At 41.9% G+C, this 759-nt stretch carries 1 pseudogene; it reads left to right on the plus strand.

Features of this window, described 5'->3' with window-relative positions:
• Positions 1-293 (plus strand): annotated as a pseudogene (locus BO222_RS13835) (hypothetical protein); the annotation flags it as partial.
• Between the last annotated feature and the right edge of the window lie 466 nt (positions 294-759).

A 759-nucleotide genomic window follows, 5' to 3' on the forward strand; every position in this document is an offset into this window, starting at 1 on the left:
ATGATCCGCTGGTTGCGGCCCATAACAACAGTGTGGAAGAAGCGTTTGTCTCTATCGCAAGAGGCTGTCATAACTGGCTGTTTGCGTACAGTGAAGACGGGGCCAGAGCGCTGACAGTGCTGTCTTCCATAACCAAGACAGCCAGGCGCTGCGGACTGAATGTCCTCAAGTATCTCGAACTGGTGATGAACAGGTTCCGGGAATGGCGTGAGTCAGCCATTCCGTCTGATGTCATCGAGAGCGTTCTTCCCTGGAATGATGAAATCAGAGAACTCTGCGGACTGTCAGTCTGAATCAATAATATTTCAATGTAAAAAAGGCGAAGATCTTTGCGTTCTGCAGTTTTCCTGAGAGGAAAACTGCAGAATTCAAAAGATTCTTCGCCTTTAATGGTATATAGGCAATTTCAATTCGGGCAACCCGTCCAATATAAAGAACTTACTTTCATTCTTCATAAAATATTTAAATAAGAATCCTTAAGGAGATTTAAAGGGGCTCTGGATTGCTTCTGGTCAGTAGAAGTTATATTTAAAGCAGTAGATACTCTTCATGAAGACTAAATATCCATAGTTTTAATCCATTAGAATTTTAATCCATTAGGCTTCGAGATTTAGTCTGGACAATGGTAGCCTTTCCGCTACTAAATATCTACAACTATCTAATATTCCTCTCAATAGTTACAGATATCTTTCCTGTCCGGCTTGAACCTGTTATCACGGGTCTGCTCCAGACAGATTCCTGTTTCTTCTCTTTTCTGAG

This window comes from Ileibacterium valens (assembly GCF_001945525.1).
Classification (GTDB): domain Bacteria; phylum Bacillota_I; class Bacilli_A; order Erysipelotrichales; family Erysipelotrichaceae; genus Ileibacterium; species Ileibacterium valens.